This is a genomic window from Lysobacterales bacterium (assembly GCA_016721845.1).
In the GTDB taxonomy this organism is placed as follows: domain Bacteria; phylum Pseudomonadota; class Gammaproteobacteria; order Xanthomonadales; family Ahniellaceae; genus JADKHK01.
This window is the reverse complement of record JADKHK010000005.1, coordinates 77,762-100,210: the sequence shown is the minus strand read 5'-3', so window position 1 is coordinate 100,210 and position 22,449 is coordinate 77,762. Positions and strand designations below refer to the sequence as shown.

Here is a 22,449-nt window from a genome sequence, read left to right as displayed (position 1 = left end):
GCGCGTGCAGGTCACGACTAGAATCACGCCGTGAATGCCGACTTCCGCGAACGCGACCGACTCGATGCGCTGCGCCAGATGGTCGAGGACGTGTCCTCGGAACTGGAGTTGCAGCCATTGCTGACGCGCCTGATCGAGTCGGCCTGCCGGCTGATCGGCGCCGACGACGGCACCATCGGCCTGTATGTGCCGGAGCGCAACGTCATCCGCACCGAGGCCGCCTACCGCATGCCGGCCGGCGAGATCGGCGCCGAGATGGGGCCCAACATCGGCCTGGCCGGACGCGTGCTCGCCAGCGGCGAAGCGGTGATCGCGCGCTATGGCGACCTCGCCAACATCACCCTGCTGGAACTGGCCGAGAACCGCGTCGTCGGCTTGCCGATCCGCTGGCGCGGGCGATTGATCGGCTTCTTCGGCATCGGCGCTTCGCCGCCGCATGTGTTCGCCGGATCGGACATCGCCCTGCTCGAAGTGTTCGCGCGGCACGCCGCGATAGCGATCGACAACGCCCGCCGCTACGACGAGGAACGGCGGCGTGCGGCGCGCTTCGCGCTGATCGCCCGCGTCACTGCGGCGCTGGGTGCGTCCAGCGATGTCGACGTCGTGCTGCAACGGGTCGCCGACGCCGTGCACGAACTGCTCGGCTTCGAGAACATCGACATTCCGCTGCTCGATGCTGACGATCCGACGGTGCTGGTCATCCGCATTCGCGGCGGCCACTACAAGGACCGCATCCAGCACGAAGACCGCATCCCGATTGCGCACGGCATCATGGGCGCGGCGGTCCGCGAGGGGCGTACGCAATGCGTGAACGACGTGCGCAACGATCCACGCTACATCACGCCGCCGGAGGTGCCGGTGCCGCAGGCAGAATTGGCCATTCCGATCGTGCTCGGCGGCGAAGTCCTGGGCGTGCTCAACGTCGAATCGAACCGGCTGTTCGACGCCCTCGACATCGCCAGCCTCGACATCGTCGCCAGCCATCTCGCGGTCGCGATCGAGAATGCGCGACTGCTTGCCGAAGCGCGCGATGTCGCGGTGCTGGCCGAACGCCAGCGGCTCGCGCGCGAGCTGCACGACAACGTCACCCAGATCCTGTCGAGCATCAATCTGATCACCCAGACCTTGCCGCAGGCGTTGCGCAAGGACAGTGCCGAGGCCGAACGGCGCGCCCTGCGCCTGCACGAATTGGCGCAGAGCGGCTTTGCCGAATTGCGTGCCCTGCTGCGCGAACTGACGCCGCCGAAGCATGCCAATCGGCCGACGATTTCGCGCGCCGGGCGGGCTTTCCTCGGTCTCGAAAAACTGCGCGAGGGCGGACTCCCGGCAGCGCTGACCCCGTTGTTGAAGCGCATGCTGCCGGAGTCGATCCGACTGGTTCTGAACATCGGCAGCTACGAACTGCAACGCCTCGATCGCGAGGAAGCCCTGTTCCGCGTCTGCCAGGAAGCGGTGTCGAACGCGGTGCGACATGCGCAGGCGACGCGGCTGACGATCGGCCTCAAGCTCAGCGAGCGAGCGCTGACCCTGTCGGTGCTCGACAACGGCCGGGGCATCGCGGCCGACCGTCGCGACGGCCTTGGCCTCGGCCACATGCGCGAGCGCGTCGAGCAACTCGGCGGCGTCTTCCGCATCGTCCCGGCCGCGCCGCAAGGTACCCTGATCGAAGCGGCCGTGCCGCGCGAGGACCGGAATCCGCCATGACCACGAGCATCCGCCTGTTGCTGGTCGACGACCATGCCGTCGTGCGCGAGGGCATCCGCGCGGTCTTGGAAGATTTCGACGAGATCCATGTCGTCGGCGAGGCCGGCGACGGCGATGGCGCGCTGGCCATGCTCGAACGCACGCAACCGGACTTGCTGCTCAGCGACCTGAAGATGCCGGGCCTGCCCGCCTCCGAATTGGTCAAGCGCGCACTGCTGGCACGACCGAGTCTGCGCGTGCTGATGTTCACCAGCTTTGCCGAACATGCACAGGTGAAGAGCCTGCTCGATGCCGGCGCCCATGGCTATCTGCTCAAGGACGCGGCGCGCGAGGACATCCGCCGCGCGATCAATACCGTCGCCCAGGGACAGCGCTACCTGCATCCGCTCGCCGAGGCCGCGCTGCGTGGACGCGTCGGTCACCAGGGACTCGAGCGCCTGACCGAACGCGAGCGCGACGTGCTGCTGCAGGTCGCGGAGGGCCACAGCAACAAGGAAATCGGGCGCAAGCTCAATCTCACCGAAGGCACGGTGAAAGGTTACGTCAGCGCGATCTTCGAGAAGCTCGGCGTCAACGACCGCACCCAGGCCGCCCTGATTGCGCATCGCGCCGGCATGACCTCGTGACCCGACGCGTCAACGCGTGCGGCGCTCCGGCGTGCGGCGGGGCCTTGGTCGCGGTGTCGGGCGCGGATCGATGATGCGGCACGCGCCAGGCTGCAGGTCGTCGAGCGTGTAGTCGCCGCTGGCGACGCGAATCAGTCGCAGCGTCGGCAATCCGACTGCGGCGGTCATGCGCCGGACCTGGCGGTTGCGGCCTTCGCTGATCGTGAGTTCGATCCAGGCATCCGGCACCGACTGGCGCACGCGGATCGGCGGATCGCGCGGCCACAGTCCCGGCGGCGCGTCGATGCGACGGACGTCGGCCGGGCGTGTTGGCCCATCGTTCAATTGCACGCCGCGACGCAGGGCATCGAGTTGTTCATCGCGCGGATCGCCTTCGACCTGCACGCGGTAAGTCTTGCGATGCGCGTGTCTCGGATCGGTCAGCCGATGCGCCAACGCGCCATCATCGGTGAGCACGAGCAGGCCTTCGGAATCGCGATCCAGTCGCCCGGCGGGATAGACGCCGGGCACATTGATGAAGTCACCCAAAACGCGACGGCCCTGCCCGTCGGTGAACTGGCAGAGCACGTCGTAAGGCTTGTTGAACAGGACGATCAACCGCCGGCCGGAGGTGCCGTCGCGGCGTCGGCCGGTGCTTCACCATCGGCGCCTTCGGAGGGCTTGCGGAAGCGCAGGGTCATGCGGTCGGACTCGCCGATCGCGGCGTACTTCTCGCGATCCTTGTCCTTCAGCGCGAAACTCGGCGGCAGCGTCCACACACCTTCCGGATGGTCCTTGGTGTCCTTCGGGTTGGCATTGATCTCGCTCTTCTCCTCAAGCACGAAACCGGCGGCAGTGGCCAGGCCGATCACGTAGTCCTCGGTGAGATACCCGGTTTCCTTGGTCGCTTCGAGCGTCGTACCCGGGTTCGCGCGGTGCTCGACCACGCCCAGCACGCCACCTGGCTTGAGCACGCTGTAGAAGGCCTTGAAGTAGTCGCCGTCATTGCCGTCCATGGTCCAGTTGTGGACATTGCGGAACGTGACCACGGCATCGGCCGAATCCGGGTCGCCGAAGGCCGGCGCCTTGGTGTCGAAGGTGCGCAGTGCGACGCGATCGTAGTACGCCGGATCGCTGGCCAGCTTCGCTGCCAGCTGCTCGTTGTTCTTCTTGTAGTAGCCGGGCGCGTCCGCTGCGGTGGTGTCCCAGATTGCGGCGATTTCGGTACCGGCATCGCGCAGATACGGCGCGAGGATCTCGGTGTACCAGGCGCCGCCGCCCGGCGTGATTTCGATCACCGTCATGTTCGGCTGGATGCCGAAGAACGCCAGCGTCTCCTTGGGATGACGATACTGGTCCCGCGCCTTGTTCTCGTCCGAACGATGGCGGCCGGCGAGGATGGCATCGATCGGGTCGGCGGCCACGACCGGTGCAGCCGTCGGCGCAACCTCGGCCGGCGGCGCTGCCGTGGTGGCGACATCGGACGACGGCGCGTCATTCGAACATGCCGCGAGCGCGGCAACGATGGCGAGCATCAGGGTCGGGCGAATCTTCATCGGCGATCTCCAGTCGGTGGGGGCGGAAGGGTAACAGTGGCGCCCCTGGCCGCGCGTGGACCGCAGCCGATGTACCGGAGTTCCGGACCCGGTCAGCCGGCGTCGCAGCGCGGCGATGGTGCCCGCGCCAGTGTCACCCGCACCGGAAAGTGGTCGGAGCCGAGATCGGGACCACGGGTGCTATCGACTCTCTGCCACGCCGCATTGGCCAGCACCTGGTCGATCGGGATGCCGACCAGCCCGCGTCCCCAGGCCGGCCAGGTCGGCGCCAGCGAAGTCGCGCGACGCCAGCCCTGTCGTGCAAACGGCGCGAACGCGGACGACCACGGTGTCGCGTTGAAATCACCGACGATCAGCGCCGGTCGCACGGACGGCGAGCGGTCGGAGACGGCAGCGGCGAGTTCGCGATCGCGGATGGCTTTGTCCTCGGGCGAGATTGGCGGCATCGGATGCAGTGCGCGCAGCGCCAAGCAACCTCGCGGCGTGTCGATCGCGACGTCGATCGAGGCGAGTCCGCGGGTGTCATGCAGCACCTGAGCGTTCGCAAGAGGGTGTCGCGACAACACCGCGATCCCGAACGGATCAAGCGCCGGCTCGATCACCCGAAACGGATAATCTGGCCACCGCGATAGCGCCTGCGCGTAATCCGGCGATACCTCGACCACGACTACCGCATCGGCGGGCGCATCGGCCAGCCACGCGAACAGCGCTTGCGGATCTCGCGTCGCCAGGTGCACGTTGGCGCTGACCACGGTGAAATGCGAGTCAACGGATGCTGCAGACGCATCGCCAAGACGCGGCGCCGCCGTGATCATGGGCAGCAGCGACAGCGGGGCGAGGATCAGCCAGCGGCGACTGCGCAACGCGCAGACCGACACAACCGGCAGCAACGCCAGCGCATACAGCCACTGCCAGTGCACGGCGAGGTCCAGCACCCAGGCGATGCGCCCGTCGCGCTCGTGCAGCCAGGGCGAAGCGAGCGGCAGCAACAACGCGACCAGCAGCAGCGGCAGCAGCAAGCGCGCACGACGGACCATCGCATCGATCATGATTCAGTCCCGCAGCGGCAGGAACAGGTCGCTGATCGCTTGATGTTCGGGCACATCCGGATAGAACGCCACCCGTTGCAGATAGGGCGGGAAGTCGCGCAGGGCTTCGCCGCTCGCGGGCAGCCATTCGGCGAACAGGAAGCGGATCGACGGACCCAGCGTGGCTTCCGATCCGACATGCCGCAGCACGGCACAGCGACCGCCGGGAATCCGGCTCGCGACCACGCCCTCGGCATTCGCGTCGATCTCCCGATCGGTCGCCGCGGCAAGACCGAACCGAAAGCGCTCGCCGGGCGTGTCCTCCGGATCGTCGTGGAGGATGTTGTAGGTCGCACTGATCGTCGGCGGCAATCGATTCGCACGCCGCCACGCGATGAACCGGCGCACGCTGTCACCGATCCGTTCCGGCGGACCGACATGCTCGAGCAAGGCGATGCGCGTGTCGGGCACACGGATGATGCGGACGTCGGCAAGGCCGAGGACTTGGGGCATGTGCTGGCTCCGGATGCGCTGCAAAGGCTGGATGAGCTCGCGCCAGGCGTCCCAATCGGGACGTTCGCGGAACGCGCTCGGGCTTTGCCCGAGCACCCGCCGAAACGCCCGCGAGAACGATTCCGCATGGTCGTAGCCGCTGTCGTAAGCGATGTCGGTGACGCTCGCATCGGTCCGGAACGCCAATCGTCGTCCGGCGCGCATCAGCCGCAGGCGCTGCACGTAGTCATGCAGACCGAAGCCGAACAAGGACGAGAATTGGCGCTGGCAATGGCACGGCGAAAACGCCGCGATTGCCGACATCGTCGCCACGTCGAGCGACGCATCGAGATGTGCGTCGATGTAGTCCAACAACTTGCGCATACGCGCGAGGTAGCGGTCGCGGTGGGAAGCGTTCACGAAAGACTCCAGGCTCGACGCTAGTTTCTTGATCCAGCGCAAGTCACGCCTGACCGATCCTGCGCGATGATTTGATCGTCTGACACAATCGCCTGCTCCACGCACCTGCGGCCACCAGGCCGCCGAGGAAGCCGTCATGATCCGATTGTCCCGCCTGTTGCCACTGTTCGCACTCTGCATCGGTTTGCCCGCGCATGCCGCCGACCAGAACCGACGCGTCGGTGTCGGCACCGGCTGCACCGACGCCACGCTCACCAGCGCCTTCAACGCCATTCGCACACAAACCGGCACGCACACCATCCGCATCAACAAAGGCAATTACGCCCTGCCCGATGGCCTGACCTACTTGCCCACGGTCAACCAGACTGCAGTATTCATCGAAGGCGGCTACGACAACTGCATGGCGGTCACACCGACCGGCAGTACCGCCAGCGATGCCGACCTGGCCGTGGTCAGTGGTGCCGGCGGCACCAGCTTCCCGGTGCTGGACCTGGTCCTGAATGGCCGCGTGCAGACCTTCCAGATGCGCCGCATCGTCGTGACCGGCGGTGAGGACAGCGGTTTGTACGTGACCGGTCAGGCCTCGGTATTGCTCGGCGTCGGCGCCAAGATCCGCGGCAACTCAAGCGCGACGAACGGCGGCGGTATCGTGCTGAACGGGTCGCCGACCAACAACACGTCGACGTTCGCACGCATCGACCTCTATATCGACGAGGGGGCCGAGGTCATCAACAACATCGCGATGGACCGCGGCGGCGGCATCTATTGCGGCAGTCCTTCGGGTGTCGACACCCATGCCAGCATCGTCTTTCGCGACGGCATCCTCGGCTACAACCAGGCCGACGAAGGCGCGGCCTTCTACTGCCGCGGCTCGCTCGAAGGCGGCGGCGGATTCCAGCCACGCCCGCGCAGCAACCGTGCTGCGCTGATCATCGGCAACCAGTCGACCAGCAATGGCAGCGGCGTCCGTTGCGCCGCCGGCTTCGGCACCCTCGACACCGTCCTGCCAGTGCAGCCCGATGGTTTCCGCCATGTCGGGGCCGACGCCGACAGCAACGGCCTGCTCGCGATCGCCGCAAACGGCGGCACGGCCAGTCCGGCGCTGTGCCTGATCGGCAGCCGCACCTGGGGCGATATCGGCAATCCCGCGCCGGCCGGCCAGAGCCGCTTCCTGCTCCGGAACCTCCATGTATCGAGCCAGTTCGGCAACGGCTTCGTCGGACTGAGCACACGGGATGCAATGGAGTTGATTGTCGCGCCCTCGGGCGACACCGTGAACTGCACCTTTTTCACCGCCACGCCCTGCGTGCGCTTCACCGACAACAGTGTCGATGCGGGCGCGGGCAACTTGCTGCACGCGAGCGGGGGCAGCATGTTGCAGTTGCGCCGCGCCATGATCGACGGCAACACGTCACGTTCGGAATTGGGCCTGGCCGACGACACGGCCGACGTGATCCTGATGGCCTCGATTCTGGACGACAACACGGTCATGCCGCGCTCGACGAGTCCGAGCACGTCGTCCCTGTTCACGGCGCAATTCGGGGGCGCCGTCGATGTGCGCAACAGCACGATCATCATGCGTTCGACGTTGAACCAGTTCTTCCGCCTCGGTTCGACCCCCCTCGTCGACAACACGGGCATCGGCTACGCCCAGTCCAGCGCGTTCAGCTCGACCGTCGGCGCGCCGAGCGCAGTAGAGTTCGAAGGCGGCACGCCGACCACGAACTTCCGACGCTACTGGTGCGGCTATTTCGCAAACACCAGCACGAACTTCAGTGGCCACACCGTCGTCAACAACGTCGCCACCGGAACCTATAACCTCGCCGCCAGTTTCAGCGTTGACGCCAACTATTCCCCAACCCACGCCGACCTCCGCGATGCCTGTACCGCCCCGCCTGGCGCCCAGAATCGCGACTTCTACGGACGCCCCTACAGCGTCGACTTCCCACCGACGAACAGCCTGCAGGCCGACATCGGCGCCGTCGAGGCGCAGCTGCAAGTCGATATTTTCGAAAACGGCTTCGAATCGTAGCGACGACCGAACGGTCGAGAGATCACTGCAACAACGGCTTCAACGCCTTGAGCACGTGATCGCGCAGCGCCGGTTGCGCCGCCGCCGTGGGATGGAGGTTGTCTTCGAGGAAATTGCTGCGGTCATTCGAGATCGGGGCGAGCAGGAAGGGCAGCAGGGTCGCGGCGTGGTCGCGGGCGAGATCGACGTACATCTGGCGGAACTGCGCGGTGTAGTCCGGTCCGTAGTTCGGCGGCAGTTCCATGCCGACGAGCAGCAGCTTCGCCTTGCGCGTCTTCGCGGCGGTGAGGATGCGCGCGAGGTTCTGTTTCGCCAGATCAATCGGCAGGCCGCGCAGGCCATCGTTGGCGCCGAGCTCGATCACGACGACATCAGGCTGCTGTTCGGCCAGCACCGCCTCGATGCGCGCCGCACCGCCGGCCGTGGTCTCGCCGCTGATGCTGGCATTGGCGACCCGCCAACCCTCGGTCTGCAACTGCTGGTCGAGCAGATGCACCCAGCCCTGCTCCGGCGCGAGGTTGTAGGCGGCCGAGAGTGAATCGCCGAAGACCAGCACGCGCTTCGGCGCTGCCGCCTGCACGGCGCTCGCACCGATCAGCACGACCATGACGAAAGCTTGAATTGCAATCTGCGAGAGTGACCGCATGATTCCTATTCCCTTGACCATTGCCGAAGCCCAATTGCCGATGAATGCCATACGCGAGCATGCCACTGCCGACGTGAACCCCGCACCCCTGCTGATCGACGTGCATGGCCTGACTCGGCGCGTGGCCTTGCCCGGGCGCGAACTCACGATTCTCGAGAACGTGTCCTTCCGCGTCGTCGCCGGCGAATCGGTGGCGATCGTCGGCGCCTCGGGTTCAGGCAAGTCGACACTGCTGGCCCTGCTCGCCGGGCTCGATGTCGCCAGCGAAGGCGATGTCCGCATCGGTGGCACCGGCCTCGCCGCGCTCGACGAAGACGCCCGCGCCCGCCTGCGCAGCGAACGCATCGGCTTCGTGTTCCAGAACTTCCAGCTGCTGCCAGCGCTGACCGCGGTCGAGAACGTGATGCTGCCGCTGGAACTGGCCGGCGTCGACGATGCCGAGACGCCGGCGCGGCAGATCCTCGCGCGCGTCGGACTCGGCGAGCGCCTCGACCACTATCCGCGCCAGTTGTCGGGTGGCGAGCAGCAGCGCGTCGCGATCGCACGCGCCTTCGTGACGCGCCCGCAGATCCTGTTCGCCGACGAGCCCACCGGCAATCTCGATACCGCCACCGGCAAGGTCATCGCCGAGCTGCTGTTCGAGCTGAATCGCGCCGAGGGCACGACCCTGATTTTGGTCACGCACGACGAACGCCTTGCGGCGCGTTGCGCGCGCCAGCTGCGGCTCGACGGCGGCCGTCTGGTCGCACGCGCATGAACCACACGCGTTCGCTGCTGCGCCTGTCCTGGCGGCAATTGCGCCGCGACCTCGCCTCGGGCGAATTGCGCGTGTTGTTCGCGTCGCTGGTGCTGGCGGTGCTGGCGGTGACCGTGGTCGGTTTCGTGACCGATCGCGCCACGCGCGCACTGGCGCTCGAAGCCAATCGCCTGCTCGGCGGCGATGCCGTGCTGCGCGCCGACGGACCGATTCCGGAACCGCTGCGCGCGGCGGCGAACGATGCGCGCCTGCAACGCAGCGAAGTCTGGACCTTCAACAGCATGTTGCGCGCTGACGATGCCTTCAAACTGGGCGAAGTGCGCGCGCTCGGTGCGGGCTATCCGCTGCGCGGCGCCTATCGCCTGCGCGATGCGAACGGTGGCGAGCGCAGCCATCGCGGTGCCCCGGAACCCGGCACGGCGTGGTTGTCGCGCGCCGGCGCCGACGCGCTCGGCCTCGGCATCGGCGATCGGGTCACGCTCGGGCGCAGCGAATTCACGTTGTCGGCGCTGGTCGTGCAGGAGCCGGACGCGGTGCTCGACTATTTCAACACCGCGCCGAAGGTCTTCATCCCCCTCGCCGATCTGGACGCCACTGGCCTGGTGCAGCCCGGTGCGCGCATCGTCTATCGACTCGTCGTGGCCGGAGACGAGTCGGCCGTGCGCGGCTTCGTGAGCTCGGCCACGCCGCTGCTTGGTCGCGGGCAGCGGATCGAGACCGCCGCCGACGCGCGCCCGGAGATTCGCAGTGCGCTCAATCTGGCCGATCGCTTCCTCGGCCTTGCCGCGCTGGTCTCGGTGGTGCTGGCGAGCATCGCGGTGGCGATGGCGGCACGCCGACACAGCGCCCGCCATCTCGACGATGCCGCAGTGCTGCGTTGCCTTGGTGCCAGCCAACGCCTGATCGCGTCGCTGCATTTGCTCGCCCTGATCCTGCTGACCTTGCTGGCGTCATTCCTCGGCATCGCACTCGCGTTCGCGCTGCAGTGGTTCGCCGGTGGCAGCCTGGAGCGCACGCTCGGCATCACCGTGCCCGTGGCCGGACCCATGCCGGCACTTTACGGTGCCGCGGTCGGCTTCACCGTGTTGCTCAGTTTCGCGCTGCCACCGGTGCTGGCCTTGCGCCGTGTGCCGGCGCTACGCGTGCTGCGCCGGGACATCCCGCTGGTCGAGCCGAGCGCACTCCTGACGACCCTGATCGGACTGACCGGCTTGACCGCCTTGCTGTGGTGGAAGTCGGGTTCGGCGCAACTGGCGAGCAGCCTGCTCGGGGGTCTGGCCCTTGCCTTCATCGCACTTGCAGCGATCGCGGGCGTACTGCTGTTTGCGCTGCGTGGATTGCGTCGACGTCTGCGCGGTGCCTGGCGTTATGGCCTGGCGAACCTGTCGCGCCGCGCCGCGTCGAGCCTGGCGCAGATCGCGGCAATTGGCCTTGGCCTGACCGTGCTGCTGCTGCTCGGTCTGGTCCGCTCCGATCTGTTGGCACGCTGGCGCGAGTCCATTCCCGAGGACGCACCGAACCAGTTCGTGATCAATATCCAGCAGGATCAGGTCGACGGCGTGCGTGCCCTGCTCGTCGAGCAACGACTGGCGCAGACCACGCTGTTCCCGATGGTGCGCGGCCGCCTCGCGGCGGTGAACGGTCGAGCGGTCAGCGGCGAGGACTACGACGATCGCGGCGAACGCGCGCGCCGTCTGGCCGAGCGCGAGTTCAACCTGAGCGCCACCGAATCTTTCGCGGAGGACAACGTCGCCACCGACGGTCGACTGTGGACCGCGGACGATCTGGCGCAGGCGCAATGGTCGGTCGAGGAAGGCTTCGCGAAGTCGCTCGGCTGGCACATCGGCGATCGCGTCGCGTTCGATGTCGGCGGCCAACGCGTCGAGGCGCCGATCACCAGCCTGCGCAAGGTCAAATGGGAAAGTTTCCGCCCGAACTTCTTCGTGCTCGGCACACCGGCGACGATCGCGACGTTGCCGACCAGCTACATCACCAGCCTGCACGTGCCGGAGTCGCAGCGCGGCGCCGTGAACGCATTGATCGAACGCTTCCCGAACCTGAGCGTGATCGACATCGGCGCAGTATTGACGCAGGTGAAGGGCACCGTCGAACAAGTCACCGAAGTGGTCGAACTGGTGTTCCTGTTCACGCTCGCGGCCGGGGTGCTGGTGCTGTTCGCGGCGATCCATGCCAGCCAGGACGAACGCCTGCGCGAAGGCTCGGTGATGCGCGTGCTTGGCGCACGCCGTGGCCAGTTGCGACTCGCCCAGCTCTCCGAATTCCTGGTCATCGGCCTGATCGCCGCGGCCGTGGCCGTGATCGCCGCAAATGGCATCGCCGCCAGCATCGCGGTCCGCGTGCTGGAATTGCCGTGGACGCCGAACCTGCGATTGAGCCTGGAGATCGCCGCGATCGGACTGGCCCTGGTGCTGGCGGCCGGCTGGTTCAGCACACGTCGGACGGTCGCCGCACCTCCCGCGGAGACCCTGCGCGCACTCGCCTGACGGGCTGATTCAATCGAGCTTCTTCAACCACTTCAGCAACGGTGCCCAGTCGTCCTGGTGCGAGCGCGTCTGCTCGCTGTGATAGTCGAACAGGCTCTTGCCGAGACCGGCCAGCAACACATAGCCCTGCGAGTCGCGCAGTTCCGCGATGACCGGAAACGGCGATTCCTTCAATCGTGCGATCGCCATCTGGGTCGCATTGGTCCAGGGCTTGGTGCGATTGGCGATGATCGCGACCGGAAACTTCTTGCGCTTCAACGCCGGCAGTTCCGCCAGTTCGGCGAAGAAGGCTTCCGAGGCTTCGAGATCGATGACCGAGGGCATCACCGGAATGAGCAGCGCGTCGGCGGCGTCGAGCAACTCGGCGACTTCAGCGACGCGGATGCCAGCGGCCGTGTCGACGATGCAGCGCTTGGTCCCGCTTGGCACCTTGACCGTCACCTTGGACCCGGGCTTGCCGGCCATGCCGAGCACCGGATGCGCCAGCGCCGCCCGCTTCTCGGCCCAGTGCAGCGACGAGCCTTGCCGGTCGCAATCGATCAGGACCGTTTCCTTGCCCGCGGTCGCGTAAAACGCCGCCAGATTGGTCGCGACCGTGGTCTTGCCGCAACCGCCCTTGGGACTTGCAATCAGGATCGTGCGCATGGCCCTGCTCCGTCTGCCGTTTCCCGGAAGATAACGGCAGTTGGGCGCCCGGCATAGCCGAGATCAGTCTCAGCCGTTGGCGAGCAAGGCGTAGCGGAACAGTTGGATGATCAAGCAGCACGACCGAGCCCTGGACGTCGGCGTAGGCCGACACGAGCAGCGGGCGTCAGGGCCGCGGTTTCCGGCAGCGACCTGCACAGTACCAACGGTGTGGCGGTGCTATTCGAACGACGTGGCGAACAACAGATCGCGCGACAACTGGATTTCGATCGCCGGAAGCGGTCCGGTCGGTGACGTCAGTGGCACCGGAGTCGCGCCGGCCAGCGAACAGGTTCCGTGGAACACCGACCCGCCGAACGGGCAGAGCCTGTCATCGTAGACTTCGTCGGTGAAGCCATCGGTGTTGTCGGTCGATACGAGCACTGGATGGGAAGTGGGCATGAACTGCGACGACATCGCCGCTTCGCCGTCGACATCGGTTCGAGCGGAGGCGAAGAAGTCGCCTGAGGGCGTCCAGAGATCGACGTTGACGCCCGCCACCGGAACGCCGGATTCTTCGTCGAGAACCTTGATTCGGCGCGAATCGTCGGCGAGCAATTTGAAGTCGACGGCTTCCCGCACGCCCTCCAGCGGCACGTCGATCGTCGGAGCACCGACCAGACTGCACGGATAGTGTTGGTCGACGACCTTTCCGCAGTCGATTCCATCGAACACCTGTGGCATGAAGTTGTGCGACTGCATGCCCAGACGAAACGCTCCCAACGGCACGCTCGTCAGTACATATTCCGCATGCTCGATTTCCGGATAGAGCGCCCACGAACGAACGATGCCTCCGTCGTCGGAGAGGAGATCGGCAAACACGACCGTACCGATGGATCGATCCTGGAGCGACTGAACGCGACCGCTGATCATCGGGGCGCGGACGAGTTCGGCGTCGAGCGTGATCAAGGCCGGCGACGACGGCGAAATCGTCAGCGTGTTCCCGAACGGACACTGCGGCCCCAGCACGACGTCGCACGGAATATCAGGCCAGACTTCGTCGACGTGGCTCGGCGAAACGAATCGCACCGAATAGTCGCCCGGGAACAGCGCTGGAATGTCGTACTTGCCTTGGGCATCCGTGTAGGCATAGGCCCCCGAGCCATTGCCCATCGGCGTGATCCACGCAGCCCCATCGGTGACGGCGCCGCCCATGCTGGAGATCACGGTTCCGGTCACCGCGGGCAGCCGCTTGAGGTCGATAGGGGGCAAGGTCACGACGCCGGTTGGTGACAGAATCAGCGCGCCTTGACCGAGTTCGATCTCGCAGTTCGCAGTCGCGCAGTGACCCCATCCCACGACGTGGGGAAACGCGTTTGCGGCATGCACCATCGCGCGGAACGGACCCGGACCCGGCGGAGTGGCCTCGGCGATACCCTGCGCGTTGCTGTAGGTCGTCTGGAGATATTGGCCGTTCTCGTCAAACAACAATACGCTCGCGCCGGCGAGGGGCGCACCCGCGATTCGCACCGGAAAGGCGAGGTACGGCGAAGGACTCAATCTTCCCTCGATCCAGATCGTCTGTCCGGCCGCCGCGTCGATGGCATCACCGCTGCCAGGCTGGCACAGACCCGGGCATTCGACGTCGTGCCAGCGCTCCGACTTGTAGCGGGCCGCTTCGAATTGAAGCCGCCAGGCCCCGGGCGACAGTCCAGCGATGCGATAGCGACCGGCAGCATCCGCCGAGATGATCCTGACCGACGTTGGTTCGGGCGTGGCGCCAGCGTGCATCGCACTGACGACGGCAGACGGAATCGGCGCTCCGGTCTCGTCATCGACAACGATACCGGCGAGCACGGCTGCATCGTTCAGTGAGAAGTCGATGTTTTCAACCTGTTGTCCAGCGGCGACGGTGACGGACTGCAGTTCACCGTCGCAAGACCAGTCATGGGTCGACGCATTCGAAAAGCATGGCGCAGACGGATAGCCCTCACTCACGAGTAGATCGCCGCCGTAGGCACGCAACTGGTAGCTACCGGGCGAGTAGATCGGAATCGTGAAGCTGCCGTCGGCTTCGAGCAGCCGCCAGTCTCCGTTGTATCGCACCACCACACGGCCATGGGCAACGGGCGTACTGTCGGAAGCGCGACGCACGTGGCCGGAAATCGATTGTGCCGCCACGCCCTTCGCGACGACGACCGAGCCAACACCCCCCTTCCGCTCGAGCTTGATCAGAAAGCGCTGACCGGCCGCCTTCGCATCGAGACCGACGATCGAACCCAAGCCGATGCTGTCGTCGGCCACCTGCATTGGAGCGGACTCGATATCGCGGCAATCGCGATAGACGCTGAGTTTCGTATCGAACTCGCTGACCAGCGTATCGAAGGCCCAGTAACCCTTGCCCGGCGCGGTCACGCGCAACCAGGCCACGCCGTCACGGTTCATCTCGATGCGCAGCGGCTGATCGAGCGGATGTTCGATGGCGCGCGCACAATCGGCAGCAGCGGCTTCGTTACCACTGACCGACCAGTGCGACGGGTACGGCTCGTCGATCAGCCATTGCCGCGACATCGTGCGCTTGGCCCGCTGGTCGCCAGCGACCTGCTCGACCGCCTTCGCGAATTCGTCCATCGATTGCGTACGCACATCCGCCGGATCGCGCCATCGCTCCTCGGCACGTTTCGCCTTGGCCTCACGTTCCTGCCGCAGCAGCACTTCGATCGACGGCCCGCGCTCGAAACCCTCGAGCTGGTTCAACTGCATCATCGCCCGCGCGTAGCGGAACTGGCGCTGGTGCAGTTCGTCGATATCGACAGCGGGCGCCACGGCTTGCGCGACGACGGGAGCGAGCAGCAGGCTCGCGCGAAGCAGGGTCTTGAACATGATGGATCCGGGGTCTTGAGAGGAAGAAGACGCTGACCGAATCCCCCGATCCGGCCCAGGGCCCGCAGAACGCTGGCCGAGGCGATCGGCGTATTCCCGCCTGATCGCGGCGCGCATCTTAGCTCAGTCGAGGAACGCCGCCTTCACCGCCCGCAGCAACTGGTTCGGGTCCGCCACCGGCAACGCCGGCCGGTAGCCCTGCCCGATCGTCCAGATGATGGTGCCGCCGAGACCCTGGGCGCGGACGTAACTGCCCTTGGCGGCGATCGAGGCGGCGTTCTCGTAGGTCAGGTAGTTGCAGAACGGACCTCCGCCCGGACCCGCGCCGCCCACCGAACTCAGCCACGGCGCGTTGGACGCGGCGTCGTAGTGCGCGGTCATGGCGGGCAGATAGTTCGCGACGATGTTGCGGTAACTGAAGCTGCGGTCGCTGCCGACGATGTCGCCGCCCTGGGTCACCTGATCGGGTGCCGTCACACGCTGGTAGCAGGTGCCGTAGAACCCGGTGCCGACGGCGAGTTTGGCCGCGGGCACGCCCAGGCCGAGGTAGTAGTTGATGCCCGAGGTCACCGAACTCGGCGTGTTGCCCTTGTGCCCAGCCAGCGCCGAGGAATGCCAACTCCACCAGCCGAAGTCTTCGTAGAGCATGCCGTAGCTCATCACGGCCATGCGATCGAGCACATCGCCCATTGCGTCCATGAAGGCGGCTTCGTTGTTCGGCGGGAAATTGCTGTTGATCCAGCCGACCGGCATCGTCAGCAGCAGGTTTGGCCGTTGCGCACGCAGCGCCTGCGCGAGCGCGAGCAACGGCGCTTGATCGTCTTGGGAAATCGGTTCCCAGTCGAGATCGAGCCCGTCGGCGCCGTATTGGTCGACCTTGGCCAGCAGATTGGTCACGAAGGTCGCGCGCGACGAGGGCGTGGCCGCAGCACCGCGCCAGCCATTGATCTCGCCGGCGCCGCCGATCATCAGGATCGCCTTGCGATTCGCGGCATGTGCGGCATTCACCACACCCTGCGCCCAGATCGGGCCGTTCACGGCATCGATGTCGAAGTGGTCGGTGAGGGTGGCGTTCGCATTCGGAATCAGGCGCCCGACCATCAGGTGCGTGATCGACGCGAAGTCGATGTTCGCCGTCGGCAACAGATCGCGCTCGTAGCCCACGTGATAGCCCATGACCCAGCGCGGCGATGCGGGCGGCGCGACGCCACCCTCGAATCCGTCGATGAACAACGGCGTCTCCGGGGCCACGACGCCATCGGTCGCGAAGTAACGCCAGAACGCCTGCGCCGACTGCGGCCACAGCGCATGGGCCAGTCCATCGATGGCACACCACTCGACCGGACGCGTGCACTGGTCGTAGGCGACACAGGGTGGGGGTGTGGTGCTGGTCGTGGTCGCGGCGCAGTTCTGGGTCGCCAGGTGATTGTTGCGAATGCCTTGGCCGGTGACGTAGTCGACGCCGTCTTCGATGTCCAACTTGCCCCAGATCAGCATCGTGCCCGGCAGGTTGCAGCTGACGCCGCCATTGCCGGTGTAGGTGAAGTCGTTGGCGACCGGGTACAGCGACCCGGAATGGATGCCCATCTTGCGGATCACGCCGGCACCGAGCCGACAGCCGAGCACCTGGGCCATCGTGCCGCCACCGCTGAACCCGACCAGGTACACGCGCGTCGGGTCGATCGTGATGCCGGCCACGCCGTAATCCGCGATGATGGCCTGCACGAAGCGGCCCTCGTGGCCGCGACCGGCATCGCTCCAGTATTCGAAGCTGCCGCCCGCGGAACTGAGATAGCTGAATGCAGCGGCGCCATTCGCCTGAGCCTCCAGCGGCAAGGACGCACGAATGCCTGCGGCGCTGCCGCCATCCCCATGCAACACGATCACCAGCGGCAAGGCCTGCGCACTGCCACCCGTCGGATAGCTGTGCAGGGTCGTGCGCTGGATCGCGTCGACCGTGTAGTTCTTCGACTGCGTGCTGTAGCCGCCGCCGGCCAGCACCGGCGCGGCGAACGTCAGCAGGAGGGTCAACAGGCAACGCACGAACGATCGGCTCACGGTCGGCACTCCGGCATCGCTGTGGGGACGCATTTCACACCATACGCCGTTCGTTCGCACGACGTGTCATGGCGATGGCACGTTCGCCGACCCGAACGCCCGTTCGGGCCGGCTGGGGGGCCGGCTGCTAAACTCCGCGACCTTTTTTGACACCGCCGAGACTCGACATGGCCGTTCCCGCCGAGCAGCTTGACCGTTCCTATTCGCTGGAAGACAAGTACACGCGCCGCGAAGGCCGCATCTTCCTGAGCGGCGTGCAAGCGCTGGTGCGGTTGCCGATCATGCAGGCACTGCGCGATCAGGCGGCGGGGCTGAATACCGGCGGCTTCATCTCCGGCTATCGCGGCTCGCCGCTCGGCGGCTTCGACCTGGAGCTGTGGAAGGCGAAGAAGCACCTCGAATCGCAGAAGGTGAAGTTCCAGCCGGGTTTGAACGAAGACCTCGGCGCGACCATGGTCTGGGGCTCGCAGCAGACCAACCTGTTCCCGGGCGCGAAATACGACGGCGTGTTCTCGATGTGGTACGGCAAGGGTCCGGGCGTAGACCGTTGCGGCGACGTGTTCAAGCACGGCAATGCCGCCGGCACCTCGAAGTACGGTGGCGTGCTCGCGCTCGCGGCCGACGACCATGCCTGCCGTTCGTCGACCCTGCCGCACGGCTCCGAACATGAATTCGTGTCCGCGTTGATGCCGATCCTGAACCCCGCCGGCGTTCAGGACATCCTCGACATGGGCCTGCTCGGCTGGGCGATGTCGCGCTTCACCGGACGCTGGGTCGGCTTCAAGACGATCGCTGAAACGGTGGAATCCTCGGCCTCGGTCAACGTCAATCCGCACCAGCTCGACATCGTGCTGCCGGACGACTTCGCCCTGCCGAATGGCGGCCTCAACATCCGCTGGCCGGATCCGCCGCTCGATCAGGAAATGCGCCTGCACAAATACGCCGTCGCGGCGGCCGAAGCCTTCGCGCGGGCCAACCGCATCGACAAGACCGTAATCGACTCGCCGCGTGCGCGCTTCGGCATCGTCACCACCGGCAAGAGCTACCTCGACGTGCTGCAGGCGCTCGAATACCTCGGCATCGACCGCACGCATGGCCGAGAGATCGGCATCCGCGTCTACAAGGTCGGCATGACCTGGCCGCTGGAACCGATCGGCATCCGCAACTTCGCGCGCGGGCTCGAAGACATCCTGATCGTCGAAGAGAAGCGCAGCTTCATCGAATCGCAGATGAAGGAAGCGATGTACAACTGGGACCATGCCACCCGCCCGAGCATCGTCGGCAAGTACAACGAAGGCGGCGAATGGATCCTGCCGAGCACCTCGGAGCTGACCCCGGCGATGATCGCGATGGCGATCGCCGCGCGTCTGGCGCGCTTCTTCACCAGCGAGACCATCCAGGATCGCCTGAAGTGGATCGAGGAAAAGGAACGCGAACTGGCCGCACCGCGTGCCAACTTTCCGCGCGCCGCGCATTACTGCTCGGGTTGCCCGCACAATTCCTCGACCGTGGTGCCGGAAGGCTCGCGCGCGCTCGGCGGCATCGGCTGCCACTACATGGTCACCTGGATGGACCGCCGCACCGACACCTTCACCCAGATGGGCGGCGAAGGCACGACCTGGTGCGGCCAGGCACCGTTCACCGAAGAAAAGCACGTCTTCCAGAACCTTGGCGACGGCACGTATTTCCATTCAGGCTCGCTGGCGATTCGTCAGGCGATCGCGGCCAAGGTCAACATCACCTACAAGATCCTCTACAACGACGCGGTCGCGATGACCGGCGGCCAGCCGGTCGACGGCACGCTGACGGTGCCGGACATCGCGCACCAGGTGCGCTCGGAAGGCGTGAAGACGATCATCGTGCTCAGCGACGAGATCGAGAAATGGTCGCGCCCGGAGATCTTCCCGGAAGGCGTCGAATTCCTGCATCGCGACGAACTCGATGCGGTGCAGAAGCGCCTACGCGAAGAGCCCGGCGTCACCGTCATCATCTTCGACCAGACCTGCGCCGCCGAGAAGCGTCGTCGCCGCAAGCGCGGCAAGATGGTCGACCCGGCCAAGCGCACCTTCATCAACCCGGCGGTCTGCGAAGGCTGCGGCGATTGCGGCGTGAAATCGAATTGCGTGTCGGTGATGCCGCTGGAAACCGAATTCGGACGCAAGCGCGAGATCAACCAGAACGACTGCAACAAGGACTTCAGCTGCGTGAAGGGTTTCTGCCCGAGCTTCGTGACCATCGAAGGCGGTGGACTGAAGAAGAAGAAAGGTTCGGGCGCGCAACTGGACGTCGCCAACCTGCCGCTGCCGAGCTTCAAGAGCGATCTCGACCAGCCCTGGAACATCCTCGTCACCGGTATCGGCGGCACCGGCGTCGTCACCATCGGCGCCTTGATCGGCATGGCCGCACATCTCGAAGGCAAGGGGACATCGGTGCTGGACCAGACCGGCCTGGCCCAGAAGGGCGGCGCGGTCACCACGCATGTGCGTGTCGCGCGTTCGCCGAACGACATCCACGCGGTGCGCATCGCCGCCGGTGAAGCCGACCTCGTGCTCGGCTGCGACATGGTCGTGGTCAACGACTACTGGGCGATGTCGAAGATCCGCGCCGGTCGTGCCCATACCGTGCTCAACGGCTATGAAGCCATGCCGGGCACGTTCACGCGCAACCCGGACATGCAGTTCCCGAAACTGCAGATCGTCGACGCCGTGCAGACCGCAATGGGCGGCGACAAGCCGGACCTGATCGACGCCACCGAACTCGCCACCGCCCTGCTCGGCGACTCGATCGCGACCAATACCTTCATGCTCGGCTACGCCTGGCAGAAGGGTTTCGTGCCGGTGTCGATGGAAGCCCTGATGCGCGCGATCGAACTGAATGGCGCAGCGATCGAATTGAACAAGCGCGCGTTCTACTGGGGCCGACTCGCCGCGCACGACATCGCCTCGGTGAAGAAGGCCGCGGCGGTGCGTTCGGCACCGGCCTTCATCGATTTCGTCGGCGCCTCGGAAGCCGCGACCGATGCGCACGAGCACCTCGCGACCTCCGCCGCGTTCGAAGGCTTCGGCAAGCTTGCGCAATCGCTCGACGAGACGATTGCGCTGCGCGTGAAGTATCTCAGCGAGTATCAGGACACTGCCTACGCCCAGCGCTACAAGGCCCTGGTCGCACAAGTGCGCGCGGCCGAAGCGAAGCTCGGCAGCAGCAGCGCACTCGCCGAGACGGTCGCACGCTATGCCTTCAAGCTGCTGGCCTACAAGGACGAATACGAAGTCGCGCGCCTTTACACCACCGGCGATTTCCAGAAGCGCATCGCCGAAACCTTCGACGGCGACTACACGATCCGCTTCAACCTGGCACCGCCGCTGCTCGCGAAGAAAGATGCCGACGGCCATCTGGTGAAGTCGGAATACGGTCCGTGGATCTTCACCGCATTCAAGCTGCTGGCGAAGTTCAAGGGCCTGCGCGGCGGCTTCTTCGACGTGTTCGGCCGCACCGCCGAACGCAAGATGGAGCGCCAGCTGATCGTCGACTATTTCCGCACCGTCGAGGAACTGATCGGCAAGCTCGACGCCGGCAACCTCGCCCTCGCCGTCCAGATCGCCGAAGTGCCCGAACACATCCGCGGCTACGGCCACGTCAAGGAAGCGCACCTCGCGAAAGCGAAGGCGAAGGAAGCGGAACTGCTGGCGCGATTCCGCAATCCGGTGGCGGTGGAGGCGGCGAAGGCGGCGTAAATCGCTTTATATCTTGACCACTTGGAGCGGCATCGCTAATTTTGCTTAAACTTCTTCATGAGGTTTAAGCAAATGAGAAGTTATCTGCGCGCCCCGAGTCTGGATGACAAGTTCTGGCGTGACCCGGAACGCGTAAGCCGGGTCGCTGCTCTCACGCCATCCATTTCCGATGCCCAGTACTACCACTGGGAAGAGTTGCGGCATCGCACCCCTCCGGCTGGTGTCGAGGCCCTCGACTGGTGGTATGCGCTGAAACTCAAGCGCAGCATGAGCGCGCGCTCCTATGCAGAGCTGCAAGGATTCGGCGGTCGCCCGCTGACCGTCTCGATGATCGCCGCAATGGACGCGCAATTGGCCCAATGCGACCGCCAGCTTGCCGGCGAAATCGCTCATCAGAATGTCCCTCTCGATGCACAGACGCGTGATCGCTATCTCTCCAGTGCCTTGATGGAGGAAGCCATCCACTCCAGCCTGTTCGAGGGTGCCGTCAGCACCCGCGAGATCGCCAAAGACATGTTGCGCGAGCAACGCGCACCCATCAATCAGTACGAGCGGATGATCGTCAACAACCATCGGGCGATGTTGCATCTGCGGGAACTCGCGAAGCAGCCCTTGACCGTGGAAGCGGTACTCAACCTGCACGCGATCCTGGTCGACGGCACGTTGAAACATCCCGATCAGGCGGGGCGTATCCAGAGCCCGAGCGACGAACGCATTGTGGTCTGGGATCAGAAATCCCAGTCTGCCGTGCACACGCCGCCCGCCGCAGATGAGTTGCCGCAACGCCTGGAACGACTCATCGCCTTCGCCAACGGAGATGACATCGAAGGCGATCGATATACGCATCCCGTTCTGCGGTCGATTCTTCTGCATTTCCAGTTGGCGTTCGACCATCCCTTTGCCGACGGCAACGGACGGACTGCTCGTGCGTTGTTCTATTGGTCGATGCTGCGCCATGGCTACTGGCTGGCCGAGTTCATCTCGATCTCGCGCCTGATCTACCAACGACCGGATCCCTATCGGCGTTCCTTTCTCCACGTCGAGAGCGACCCGCAAGACGCGACCTATTTCGTGCAGCAGCAATTGGAACTGATTCGCGGCGCCATCGACGAATTGCACGGCTACGTCGACCGAAAGCGGCGGGAGCTCGATGCGATTCGCGCATTGGTCCGCCGCCGCGACGACTTGAACAACCGGCAGCTGGCGCTACTGGATCATGCATTGCGCCATCCAGACGCCGCATATACGCACGGATCGCATGCGGCCTCGCATCGCATCTCGATCATGGCGGCACGCAACGACCTGCAAGCGCTGGTTGCGGCGAAGCTCTTGTCACAGCAAAAGCGCAGCAAGAAATTCGTCTATCGCCCGGTGCCAAAGCTTGAGGTCAAGCTCAAGCGTTGACT

15 protein-coding genes are annotated in these 22,449 nt (G+C 65.6%); 7 read left to right on the top strand and 8 right to left on the bottom strand.

The window, feature by feature from the left end; translation table 11 throughout:
* Nucleotides 1–30: 30 nt before the first annotated feature.
* Both IPP28_02885 and IPP28_02880 read left to right on the top strand, forming a co-directional pair.
* Nucleotides 31–1,704: a GAF domain-containing protein gene (locus IPP28_02885; GenBank protein ID MBL0039999.1), complete on the top strand. Its 1,674-nt coding sequence runs from the start codon at nucleotides 31–33 to the stop codon at nucleotides 1,702–1,704.
* Nucleotides 1,701–2,330 carry a response regulator transcription factor gene (locus tag IPP28_02880; protein ID MBL0039998.1) on the top strand — a complete coding sequence of 210 codons (630 nt, stop codon included), beginning with the start codon at nucleotides 1,701–1,703 and terminating at the stop codon, nucleotides 2,328–2,330. The genes IPP28_02885 and IPP28_02880 overlap by 4 nt, the downstream gene beginning before the upstream one ends.
* Before the next feature lie 9 nt (nucleotides 2,331–2,339).
* Here the strand turns inward: IPP28_02880 and IPP28_02875 are convergent, their stop codons facing one another.
* From IPP28_02875 to IPP28_02860, 4 genes are all read right to left on the bottom strand, one after another.
* The gene (locus IPP28_02875; protein MBL0039997.1) at nucleotides 2,340–2,927 is read right to left on the bottom strand and encodes a pseudouridine synthase; all 588 of its coding nucleotides are present in this window, start codon (nucleotides 2,925–2,927) and stop codon (nucleotides 2,340–2,342) included.
* Nucleotides 2,924–3,865 (bottom strand): class I SAM-dependent methyltransferase, encoded by a 942-nt coding sequence (locus tag IPP28_02870; protein MBL0039996.1) that lies wholly within the window; start codon nucleotides 3,863–3,865, stop codon nucleotides 2,924–2,926. The genes IPP28_02875 and IPP28_02870 overlap by 4 nt, the downstream gene beginning before the upstream one ends.
* A 92-nt stretch (nucleotides 3,866–3,957) precedes the next feature.
* Nucleotides 3,958–4,914 (bottom strand): endonuclease/exonuclease/phosphatase family protein, encoded by a 957-nt coding sequence (locus IPP28_02865; GenBank protein ID MBL0039995.1) that lies wholly within the window; start codon nucleotides 4,912–4,914, stop codon nucleotides 3,958–3,960.
* 3 nt (nucleotides 4,915–4,917) lie between these two features.
* Nucleotides 4,918–5,769, bottom strand: coding sequence for an AraC family transcriptional regulator (locus IPP28_02860; GenBank protein MBL0039994.1), 852 nt, complete (start codon nucleotides 5,767–5,769; stop codon nucleotides 4,918–4,920).
* A 172-nt stretch (nucleotides 5,770–5,941) separates the two neighbouring features.
* On the opposite strand from IPP28_02860, the gene IPP28_02855 reads away from it, so the two are divergent.
* On the top strand, nucleotides 5,942–7,837 hold the full coding sequence (locus IPP28_02855; protein ID MBL0039993.1) for a hypothetical protein: 1,896 nt from the start codon (nucleotides 5,942–5,944) through the stop codon (nucleotides 7,835–7,837).
* Between the two features lie 22 nt (nucleotides 7,838–7,859).
* Here the strand turns inward: IPP28_02855 and IPP28_02850 are convergent, their stop codons facing one another.
* A complete protein-coding gene (locus tag IPP28_02850; GenBank protein ID MBL0039992.1) occupies nucleotides 7,860–8,444 on the bottom strand; it encodes an arylesterase in 585 nt (194 codons plus the stop codon).
* Nucleotides 8,445–8,523: 79 nt separating this feature from the next.
* Here IPP28_02850 and IPP28_02845 point away from each other — a divergent pair, with 79 nt between their 5' ends.
* On the top strand, nucleotides 8,524–9,240 hold the full coding sequence (locus IPP28_02845; protein MBL0039991.1) for an ABC transporter ATP-binding protein: 717 nt from the start codon (nucleotides 8,524–8,526) through the stop codon (nucleotides 9,238–9,240).
* Complete coding sequence (locus IPP28_02840; GenBank protein ID MBL0039990.1) at nucleotides 9,237–11,744, top strand: FtsX-like permease family protein; 2,508 nt, start codon at nucleotides 9,237–9,239, stop codon at nucleotides 11,742–11,744. Before IPP28_02845 ends, IPP28_02840 begins: the two co-directional genes overlap by 4 nt.
* Before the next feature lie 9 nt (nucleotides 11,745–11,753).
* Here the strand turns inward: IPP28_02840 and IPP28_02835 are convergent, their stop codons facing one another.
* From IPP28_02835 to IPP28_02825, 3 genes are all read right to left on the bottom strand, one after another.
* The gene (locus IPP28_02835; GenBank protein MBL0039989.1) at nucleotides 11,754–12,389 is read right to left on the bottom strand and encodes a ParA family protein; all 636 of its coding nucleotides are present in this window, start codon (nucleotides 12,387–12,389) and stop codon (nucleotides 11,754–11,756) included.
* A gap of 219 nt (nucleotides 12,390–12,608) precedes the next feature.
* Nucleotides 12,609–15,251: a carboxypeptidase regulatory-like domain-containing protein gene (locus IPP28_02830; protein ID MBL0039988.1), complete on the bottom strand. Its 2,643-nt coding sequence runs from the start codon at nucleotides 15,249–15,251 to the stop codon at nucleotides 12,609–12,611.
* Nucleotides 15,252–15,374: 123 nt separating this feature from the next.
* Nucleotides 15,375–17,309: a hypothetical protein gene (locus IPP28_02825; GenBank protein MBL0039987.1), complete on the bottom strand. Its 1,935-nt coding sequence runs from the start codon at nucleotides 17,307–17,309 to the stop codon at nucleotides 15,375–15,377.
* Between the two features lie 167 nt (nucleotides 17,310–17,476).
* Between IPP28_02825 and IPP28_02820 the strand changes: the two genes are divergently transcribed.
* Together IPP28_02820 and IPP28_02815 are read left to right on the top strand one after the other, a co-directional pair.
* Nucleotides 17,477–21,043 (top strand): indolepyruvate ferredoxin oxidoreductase family protein, encoded by a 3,567-nt coding sequence (locus IPP28_02820; GenBank protein ID MBL0039986.1) that lies wholly within the window; start codon nucleotides 17,477–17,479, stop codon nucleotides 21,041–21,043.
* Between the two features lie 72 nt (nucleotides 21,044–21,115).
* Nucleotides 21,116–22,447 (top strand): Fic family protein, encoded by a 1,332-nt coding sequence (locus IPP28_02815; GenBank protein ID MBL0039985.1) that lies wholly within the window; start codon nucleotides 21,116–21,118, stop codon nucleotides 22,445–22,447.
* Nucleotides 22,448–22,449: the final 2 nt, after the last annotated feature.